The sequence below is a fragment of the Hamadaea tsunoensis DSM 44101 genome, from assembly GCF_000428945.1.
Classification (GTDB): domain Bacteria; phylum Actinomycetota; class Actinomycetes; order Mycobacteriales; family Micromonosporaceae; genus Hamadaea; species Hamadaea tsunoensis.
On sequence record NZ_AUAX01000044.1, the window covers coordinates 39537 to 49223 of the forward strand.

General features: G+C 69.4%; 8 protein-coding genes. 5 read left to right on the forward strand and 3 right to left on the reverse strand.

Going from position 1 to position 9687, the window contains the following annotated elements:
- Positions 1 to 49: 49 nt before the first annotated feature.
- The gene (locus G401_RS0137150; RefSeq protein WP_281174226.1) at positions 50 to 874 is read left to right on the forward strand and encodes a chitosanase; all 825 of its coding nucleotides are present in this window, start codon (positions 50 to 52) and stop codon (positions 872 to 874) included.
- A 254-nt stretch (positions 875 to 1128) separates the two neighbouring features.
- Positions 1129 to 1917 carry an aminoglycoside N(3)-acetyltransferase gene (locus G401_RS0137155; protein ID WP_027346470.1) on the forward strand — a complete coding sequence of 263 codons (789 nt, stop codon included), beginning with the start codon at positions 1129 to 1131 and terminating at the stop codon, positions 1915 to 1917.
- A gap of 82 nt (positions 1918 to 1999) precedes the next feature.
- On the opposite strand, the gene G401_RS0137160 is transcribed toward G401_RS0137155, so the two are convergent.
- The 3 genes from G401_RS0137160 to G401_RS0137170 all read right to left on the reverse strand — a co-directional run bounded on the left by G401_RS0137160 (position 2000) and on the right by G401_RS0137170 (position 5337).
- On the reverse strand, positions 2000 to 3241 hold the full coding sequence (locus tag G401_RS0137160) for a hypothetical protein (RefSeq protein WP_027346471.1): 1242 nt from the start codon (positions 3239 to 3241) through the stop codon (positions 2000 to 2002).
- 144 nt (positions 3242 to 3385) lie between these two features.
- Positions 3386 to 4195, reverse strand: coding sequence for a hypothetical protein (locus tag G401_RS53835; RefSeq protein WP_051367809.1), 810 nt, complete (start codon positions 4193 to 4195; stop codon positions 3386 to 3388).
- A gap of 236 nt (positions 4196 to 4431) precedes the next feature.
- Positions 4432 to 5337 carry an oxidoreductase gene (locus tag G401_RS0137170; protein WP_027346472.1) on the reverse strand — a complete coding sequence of 302 codons (906 nt, stop codon included), beginning with the start codon at positions 5335 to 5337 and terminating at the stop codon, positions 4432 to 4434.
- A gap of 132 nt (positions 5338 to 5469) precedes the next feature.
- Here G401_RS0137170 and G401_RS51075 point away from each other — a divergent pair, with 132 nt between their 5' ends.
- From G401_RS51075 to G401_RS0137185, 3 genes are all read left to right on the forward strand, one after another.
- Positions 5470 to 6429, forward strand: coding sequence for a helix-turn-helix transcriptional regulator (locus G401_RS51075; RefSeq protein WP_245602046.1), 960 nt, complete (start codon positions 5470 to 5472; stop codon positions 6427 to 6429).
- A gap of 360 nt (positions 6430 to 6789) precedes the next feature.
- A complete protein-coding gene (locus G401_RS0137180; RefSeq protein WP_027346473.1) occupies positions 6790 to 7719 on the forward strand; it encodes a hypothetical protein in 930 nt (309 codons plus the stop codon).
- Between the two features lie 112 nt (positions 7720 to 7831).
- A partial coding sequence (locus G401_RS0137185) for an ATP-dependent Clp protease ATP-binding subunit (RefSeq protein WP_027346474.1) occupies positions 7832 to 9687 on the forward strand: 1856 nt, incomplete at its 3' end.

Genomic DNA, 9687 nt, shown 5'->3' on the forward strand with positions numbered 1-9687 from the left:
TTCTCGCCGGGTCGCTCCGCCCGGCGGACGACGTCCTGAAAGGACCCCCGTGTTCAGCTCCCGCATGCACTTTTCCCGACGGAGCCTCGGCATCGCCGGGGCGCTGAGCATCGCCGCCGCCCTGCCCGCCGTCGCGGCGGCCGGCGAGGCGTTCGCAGCGACCCACACGCCGCTGACCGACTCCCGCAAGAAGGAGATCGCGATGGAGCTCGTCTCCAGCGCCGAGAACTCCTCCCTCGACTGGAAGGCCCAGTACACCTACATCGAGGACATCGGCGACGGCCGGGGCTACACCGCCGGCATCATCGGCTTCTGCTCGGGTACCGGCGACATGCTCGACCTGGTCGAGTTGTACACCAAGAACAAGCCGGGCAACGTACTGGCGAAGTACCTGCCCGCCCTCCGCAAGGTCAACGGGTCCGACTCGCACGCAGGCCTCGGATCCGCCTTCGTGTCCGCGTGGCACACCGCCGCCAAGGACTCGGTGTTCCGGTCCGCCCAGGACTCCGAGCGCGACCGCGTCTACTTCACCCCCGCGGTGTCGCAGGCGATCGCGGACGGCCTGTGGGCGCTCGGCCAGTTCTGCTACTACGACGCGATCGTCATGCACGGCCCCGGCAACGACAAGCTGAGCTTCGGCGGCATCCGCAAGACCGCCATGGGCAAGGCCAAGACGCCGGCGCAGGGCGGCAACCAGACCACGTACCTCAACGCGTTCCTCGACGCCCGCAAGGCGGCCATGAAGGCGGAGGCGGCCCACGACGACACCAGCCGCGTGGACACCGAGCAGCGCGTCTTCCTCAAGGCCGGCAACCTCGACCTCAACACCCCGCTGAAGTGGAAGACCTACGGCGACTCCTACACCATCTCCTGATCACCGGTACGCCGGCCGCCACCGTCACCGACGGCGCAGGATGCCGACACGGCCAACGTGTACGCGTACACGCGGCGGGTATCAGCCCGACCGACCGGGTACACCGGCGGCGGCCCGGGTTCCTCGACCGGCTGCCGCTGGTCCCGGGCTGGGACGTGTCGGGAGACGCTTTGATAGAGCACCCTGATGTCTCGGGCCGACGATCGCCCAAATTCCGTTTCCGGCGCTGCGATCTGCCCGTACCGTGCCCGCTTATGAGCCAGCCCTCCCTCCTCACCGTCCGCTCGCTCGCCGCGGATCTGCGTAGGCTCGGCGTCGACTCGGGCGATGTCGTCATGCTTCACTCGTCCATGCGCAGCATCGGCTCCGTCATCGGCGGGTCGGAAGCGGTCGTGTACGCGATCCTGGAAGCGATCGGCCCGGACGGTACGTTGGCCGTACCGACGCACACTCCGCAGAACTGCGATCCGGCGGGCTGGGCGCATCCTCCGGCCCCGGCGGACTGGTGGCCGGTGATCCGCTCCGAGATGCCCGGTTTCGATGCCGTGCGTACGCCGAGCCGCTGGATGGGGGTCATCGCGGAGACCGTGCGCACCTGGCCCAGCGCAGTCAGAAGCGGTCATCCGCAGGTGTCCTGTGCGGCCTTGGGCCCGTACGCGGCCGACATCGTGCGGCGCCATCCGTTGGAGGATGCCCACGGCGAGGGTTCACCACTCGGCGTGCTCTATCGGCTGGACGCGAAGGTGCTTCTCCTCGGCTGTGGCTACAGTTCCTGCACGTCCCTCCATCTGGCCGAGACACGGCAGGCGGCACCGCCGCGTATGACGTCCGGTGCGTCGGTACGCCAAGCGGACGGGTCGGCCGCGTGGGTGACGTGGGACGAGGTAGCCGTGGACGAGGACGACTTCGACACCGTCGGGGCCGCGTTCGAGGCGACCGGCGCGGTACGTGTCGGCCAGGTTGGGCAGGCCACCGGCCGGCTCATGGCGCAGCGGGCTCTGGTCGACTTCGCCACCGCGTGGATGGCCGACAACCGGAAATAGCTGCCGGTTGCTGGGCGGGCGTCGACGCAGGATACGAGGAGCCGTCGTCCAACGGTCGCAGGGCCGACCTGTGCGTACCGGGTTACGGGAAGTACAGCTCGGGGTGCAGGACGCTGCCGTCCTTGACGTACTGGATGGCGCGCTGGCCGTTGGTGTTGCCCTCGGGCACCTTCGCCTCGTCGAAGCTCGACGTCGTCGCGCCCGCGTTGAACTCGGTGGCGATGAGGCCGACAAGCTTGGCGTTGGCGGCCACCGCGCCGACCGGCAGGCCGAGCGCGCGGTTGGGCCGTTCCTTGATCCGGGCGAGCAGCTTGGCGCACAGCGCGATGTTGGTTTTCGGGAAGCGCAGATGGTTGAAGATCTCGACCTGCTTGCGCCGGGGGAGCACCCGCCAGTCCTCCTCGACGGAATCGTCGATCTCCTTGCGCGCCTCGGCGTTCTCCGCGCCGCCCGGCGGCTTCTCCCGCCAGGCCGTCATGCCGAGAACCATCGCCGCGACGGCCATCTGGATCTGCGCCACACCCATGCTCGTCGGGCCGACGAAGGTCAGCCGGCCCACCCAGCGGTCCTGGAACACCTCGGCGATCGCCTGTATCTCGACGCAGCGGATGTCGGAGATGGCGCCGAACTCGCGGTTGCCGCGCTTGGCGAGCTGGTCCTCGGTCCAGTCGAGCCAGTCCGGATCGTCCTTGCCGCCCGCGCGGGCCCGGATCGCCTTGGCGTTGGCGGTGCCCTCCTTGGGCCGCCCCCACGCCTCCATGAACACGACGCCGGCGAGCAGCCGCGCCGGAATGCCGGTCGGGCCGGTGGCCGCGGCGCCCTGATTGATGTATCCGCTCAGGTCGTTGACGAGCTCACGGATCGCGTCGCACTTGCTGCGCGAGGGTTGCGGCCGTAGGAACTCCTCAAGCCGGGCGTCGCGCGGTGTCACCGTCTGCGTCAGGGACAGCGTCGCCAGCACCTTGCCGTCGCCGTCGCGCGCTTCCACGCGGGTCGTGTAGGTGCCGGGCGCCTGCGCCGTCCAGGACCAGCAGCCGTTGTCGGTCACGCTCTGCTCGATGAACGACGCGTCGGACTTGGACAGGACCGTCCACTTGTAGCTCGCGACCGACACGTACTCGAGCCACAGGTCCTCATTGGACCCGGCTGGCGGCAGGGCGAACAGGACGTAGTCCAACTTGGTGCGGACCACGAGCGGAGAGGTGAGGTAGCTGACCAGGACGAAGCGCTCGCCGCGCGGGCCGATCACCTCGGCGGTGGCCTCGCCGAGGTCGGCGGCGGACAGGCCGTGGGGCATCCGGCTCTCCACGTCGCGTACGGTCATGTCGCGACCACCTCCCCATCGACGACTCCAAACTAGAGCCCGACTGGGCTTCGGCGGTGCGCGTTGACCGGAGTCTGACACTCGGCACCGGTCAGACCCTGGGGTAACCATGCGAAATTCGCCGGTGCCGCAGCGGCTGCGGCGTCAGCGTACGCAGAGGACGCGGTCGTAGCCGGGGGAGGGCTCACGGTAGGTGCCCTGGGGACACTTCGCGGACGTCGGCACGAGCGCGACCAGCTTGCGTTGGCCGGTGCCCTGGCACGGAACGTGGCCGATCGGCCGCAGGACGGCTTCGCGGGCGGTGAGACAGTCGCCGACCTCGGCGATCGTGCCGCCGTCACCGGAGCCGAGGCAGAGTACGCCGGAAGCGGCCGGCAGTCGGCTGATCGTGGCGGTGGGGCAGTTCGCCGCTGTCGTGGCCAGCCCGACGACGCGGGCGAACCAGCCGGCGGGCCGGCAGGCGACTTCCTCCAGGCCGTTGTCGAGCATGCCGATGACGACGACGCAGTCGCCGACGATCGTCTTCGGGCCGCCGCCTCCGCCGGGATCGCCGGGGTGCGGGTCCTTCAGATTCCGGCCGCAGGCGTAGTGGGCGCCGAGCGGGAACATGTCCGTCTGCCGGTACGCCACATCCGTGTCGTCGGGGCAGCCGGTGTCGCCGGATCCCCGGTCGGTCACCGGGTCGAAGGCGGCCCCGATGGCGACGATCCTGGTGACGGCGTTCGGATCGGAGCAGGGGACCGCCGCGAACCGCCGTTGAGCTTCCATCGCCTGGCGCAGCACCGGATTCATGGTCGCTGCGATGACCGTGGGCCCGGCCGTCTGGCGTACGCAGGCGCCGACCGTCCAGCCGGTGACCGACTCCGTCGGCGCCGGATCGGAGCTCCGGCCGCAGCCGCTCACGATGAAAGCGGACACTGCTGTCAACGCCACGACGTACTTACCGATACGCATGCTTTTCCTCCACACCAGACGGCCCACCGTAGCCGAAACGCGGCCCGGTCGATACCTCGACGAGTACGCGCTTGATGATCGGTAGCCGTTGACACATTGCCTGGCTGTGTACGCGTGTAACGCAGTGTCCGAGCGGGGTCAGGTCGTTCGCTCCCTCACCAGCCGGCGTTCGCGAATGCGACGATCTCGTCGAGGCTGGGCCGGTAGCCGTCGCCGGTGTCCACCTCCTGCAGGGTTCAGAGGTATCTGACGCCGGTCATTTCCTCGGCCGCTGCCCAGAGCCGCCGGCCGACGGCCGGATCGGCGGCCTCCCGGCTGAGCCGGGCCTCGGTGACCTGGCCCCGTGTCTCCCAGAGCCCGGACGGCCCGAAGAACTGGCCACCCCGCACACCGGGTTCGGTCGCGGCGCGCAACTGCGGCAGCGCGCCCTGCTCCACCGGTTGGGTGGCCAGCAGGCCGGCCCACGCGATCAGCTGCCCGAACCGGCCACGGTGTTCCCAGGCACGTGGAGTCAGGTTGGTGCGGGTGAGACCGGGGTGGGCCAGCGCGCTGACGATCGGCGATCCGGCGGCGCGCAGGCGACGGTCCAGTTCGACGCCGAACATCGTGGTGGCGAGCTTGGATCTGCCGTAGGCGGCAGCTGCCCGGTAGTCATGCTCGAACATCAGGTCATCGAAGTCCAAGTGCGCGTTCTTGTGGGTGATCGAGCTGAGACTGACCACGCGGGCTTCCCGCGCCGCGGCCAGGTTGCCCAGCAGGAGGCCGGTCAGTGCGAAGTGGCCCAGCATGTTGGTGGCGAGTTGCAGCTCGAAGCCGTCGGCAGAGGTGCGGCGGGGACCGAGCAGCACCACACCCGCGTTGTTGACCAGCACGTCAATCACGGTGTGGTCGGCGGCCAGCTTCGCCGCGAAGGCCCGCACGGAGGCAAGGGAGGCCAGGTCCAGCTCGCGCACCTCGACGTCGCCGCCGATGCGGCGGGCGGCCTCCTCGCCGGCGGCGGTGTCGCGCACGGCCAGCACGACGTGGGCGCCGTGGCGGGCCAGTTCGGTGGCGGTGACCAGGCCGAGGCCTGAGTTCGCGCCGGTCACGACGGCGACTCGGCCGCGCTGGTCGGGTATACGGTCGGCGGTCCATCCGGCCATCTGCTGCTCCTGAAGGTGTCGATGCGCTGGACCATCGACGTTAGGGCCGATCCGGGCGGGTTCGATCGTTCTCGGTTGCCTAGGTCTGAGGGACCTACCTTGGGCGGTGCGGGCCGCGGCACACTTTGTGGCGTGGGCAGCCCTCATCCGTACGCTCGTGAACTCGGTGACTTCCTACGCGCCCGGCGTAGCCGGCTGCGCCCACACGACGTCGGCCTGGAGCCGGGCGGCCGGCGCAAGGTCACGGGGCTGCGACGCGAGGAGTTGGCCCTGCTGGCCGGCCTGAGCACCGACTACTACCAGCGGATGGAGCAGGGGCGGGAGGTACGCCCGTCCGACGACATCCTGGACGCGCTTGCCGGCGCGCTCGGCCTCGACGACAACGAACGCCGGCACCTGTTCACCTTGGCCCACGCCGCCCGCCGGCCGATGCCCGCCCGGATGGAGCGCGATCCGGAACGGGTACCGGACAGCACACGGCGTCTGCTGCGGGTGATGGACACCCCGGCGGTCGTACTCGGCCGGCACCTCGACCTGCTCGCCTGGAACCCGATGGCGGAGGCGCTGCTCGGTGACCCGGACGCCTACCCGCCCGACCGGCTCAACCTGCTCCTATTGATGTTCGACGACACGCTGACCGGCGAGCGAAGCTGCCCGGACTGGGAACGCCAAGCCCTGGACTACATCGGCATGATGCGCGCCGCCGTCGCCACCGACCCCACCCACCCCCGTGCCACCGCGATTGTCGGCGAGCTGAGCATCCGCAGCGCCGAGTTCCGGCGGCTGTGGGCCCGGCACGACGTACGCGAGTCGGTCAGCGGCACCAAGACCTTCCGAGTTCCCGAGGTCGGCGACATCGTTCTGGACTGGGACACGTACCCATTGCCGGGCAACCCCGGCCCGGTCATGCTGGTCTTCACAGTTGAGCCGGGCACAGCCGACGCGGACCGGCTGCAACTGCTGGCGTCGTTGCACGCGACCCGCTCGGCGCTCGCCAGCGAACACCCCTCCTCGGAAGACACCTCCGCAGGGACTCGCGCCCTCGCCGGCGTGGGCGGCCGACAACCTCTTCCCCGGCGGCCAGGCCGCTGACGATGTAGCTCGACCGCAGGCTGCACGTCCACAGTGGTGATGGCGACGGCTCGCTGCGCTCGGGTGCTACGGCCCTTCGCTGTCAGCCGCGCAGATAGAGGTCCTCTTGGATGCGCAGATCGCGCTGGGGGACAGCGGTATACCCGGCCGGAACACCGTCGCCCGCATCGAAGACGCGATCCCACTTCCAGCGTCGACTGGCAAGTGTCGTGTACGCCCTGCGCGTAACACTGGATCGCTTTACGGTGAACGCGGGTTATGCTCGGCGCGGGTAGTGCGCCTGCCCGAGCCCGACGGGATGCTCACGCCGTCCGTCATGCGAGGCCAAGAGGCTCCGACTCAGCGCGCCGAATGTCGCCGATGCTGTCCGCGTCGCTGTTCGGCGGGGAGCGTGAGACCTCGCCGGAGGTTGCCATGGACGACATCCAGCCCCCGAACGAGAACCAGCCGTCGAACGACAGCCAGCCCTCGAACGACAACCAGCTCCCGAACGCCAGCCGGCCGCCGAACGACGGATGGCACCGGCGGCAGTCGGTCCCCGATCGTGCCCGCAAACGCGCCATCCGGTTGCACGCGGCCTGCACCGGGGTCTCATACACCGTGGCGGCACGCCGGCTCGCGGCCGGGACGGCCAGCGCCGATCAAGGGCGCACCTGTTATCCGGCCGACCCGACGCGCCTCGGGCGTACGCTCGCCGAGCGGATCGCGGACGCGAGACTGGCCGCCGATCTGCCCCGTGGCCGGGCCGCCCACGTGACACGGCGGTTTCCGCCACGTGATGCCGGACCTGGCATCGGCACCCTCTACGGCGGGGCGGGGCGGCAGGAACTGCTGGAGTCGGCGTACGCGCTGGTGATCGACGAGCGACCGGACCTCGAACCTGACGCCATCGATCTGGCCTGGCAGGCGGAGTCCGGCGAGGAGGCGACGCTCGACGCAGCCTGCGCACAGCTTGACCGGGAGGTCCGCCTCGTGCTTGACGAGGGGTGGGAACGGATCGCGGCCGCCGCGCCGCCGTCGTCCGACCAGCTGATGACGGTTCGGACCGACGGCGCCCGGCAGATCATGGATGCCCTGCTGATAGCCGGCGCGAACGGGCATGTCCCTGGTACTCGCGTCGCGATGACGTCCGGGCGGCCCGCCACGATCGTGGCGGCCATGTGGGACGTCGCCGGACCGCCGGTCGCGTACGCCGTTCGCCCGCACAGCCTGGCCGGTGAGCCGCCGGCCACGGACCTCATCGTCGCTCCCCGTGCGCTGCTCGTGCTGACCGGCCCGAGCGCCGCGTAAGCCGCAGATACCTAGACCTCGGGCAGAGCGCCTGCCCGTGCCCCGCCCCGCGGGGCCAAGAGGCTCCGACTCAGCGCCGATCCGATCAGCCGCGAGAAGGGCGTTGATGAGCATGTTCGAAAGGTTCACCGACGGGGCGCGCCGGGTGATGGTGCTGGCTCAGGAAGAGGCCAGGATGCTCGACCACACCAGTGTCGGCACCGGGCACGTGCTGCTGGGTCTGATGCAGGAAGACGAGAGCGTCGGCGCCCGGGCGCTGGAGAAGCTGGGCGTCACGGTCGAGGGCGTCCGCGAGCAGGTGGCGAAAGAGACCGGCCCGGGCCGGCCGTCGGGCGGGGGTCAGGTTCCCTTCAGCCCTCGCGCCAAGAAGGTGCTGGAGCTGAGCCTGCGTGAGGCACTGCAGCTCGGCCACAACCACATCGGCCCCGAACATATCCTGCTCGGCCTGGTCCGCGAAGGCGACGGCCTCGCCGCGCGCATCCTCGCCCGGTTGGGCGCCGACCGCGATCGAGTCCGGCAGCAGGTCATCCAGTTGCTTTCCGGCGACGAGGACGGTTCCGGCCCGGTGGGGGCCGCCCGCAACGATTCCTCACCATCGTCGGGCCTGGTACTGGACCAGTTCGGTCGCAATCTGACCCAGTCGGCACGGCTGGGCAAGCTCGACCCCGTGATAGGACGCGAACGGGAGACCGACCGCGTCTTGCAGATACTTTCCCGCCGGACCAAGAACAACCCGGTGCTCATCGGCGAGCCGGGCGTCGGCAAGACGACCGTCGTCGAGGGCCTGGCCCAGAAGATCGTGAAGGGTGAGGTGCCCGAGACGCTCAAGGACAAGCAGCTCTACACGCTTGACCTGGGTGCCCTCGTGGCCGGCTCGCGCTACCGCGGTGACTTCGAGGAGCGCCTCAAGAAAGTGATCAAAGAGATCCGGACGCGCGGCGACATCATCCTCTTCATCGACGAGATCCACACTCTGGTCGGCGCGGGCGCCGCCGAGGGCGCGATCGACGCCGCGAACATCCTCAAGCCCATGCTGACCCGAGGAGAGCTGCAGACCATAGGCGCCACCACCCTGGACGAGTACCGCAAGCAACTCGAGAAGGACGCCGCCCTCGAACGACGCTTCCAACCCATACACGTCGACGAGCCCTCGGTCGACCACACGATAGACATGCTGAAGGGTCTGCGGGACCGCTACGAGGCGCACCACCGGGTGACGATCACCGACGCCGCTCTCGTCGCTGCCGCGAACCTGGCTGACCGGTACATTTCCGACCGTTACCTGCCGGACAAGGCGATCGACTTGATCGACGAGGCCGGTGCGCGGATGCGTATCCGCCGGATGACCGCGCCGCCGGATCTGCGTGACTTCGATGAGAAGATCGCTCAGGTTCGCCGGGACAAGGAGTCGGCGATCGACGCGCAGGACTTCGAGCGCGCCGCTCAGCTGCGGGACAAGGAGAAGCAGCTCCTGCAGCAGAAGGCGCAGCGGGAGAAGGAGTGGAAGGCCGGCGACCTCGACGTCGTGAGCGAGGTCGACGACGAGCAGATCGCCGAGGTGCTGGCGAACTGGACCGGTATTCCGGTGTACAAGCTCACCGAGGAGGAGACCGCTCGGCTGCTGCGGATGGAGGACGAGCTGCACAAGCGGGTCGTCGGGCAGATCGACGCGGTCAAGGCGGTGTCCAAGGCCATCCGGCGTACGCGGGCGGGTCTGAAGGATCCCAAGCGTCCGAGTGGTTCGTTCATCTTCGCCGGTCCTTCGGGTGTCGGTAAGACGGAGCTGAGCAAGGCCTTGGCGGAGTTCCTGTTCGGTAGTGAGGACGCGCTCATCCAGCTGGACATGTCCGAGTTCCACGACCGGTACACGGTTTCGCGTCTGGTCGGCGCGCCGCCCGGGTATGTCGGTTACGACGAGGGCGGTCAGCTGACGGAGAAGGTGCGCCGGCGGCCGTTCTCGGTGGTCCT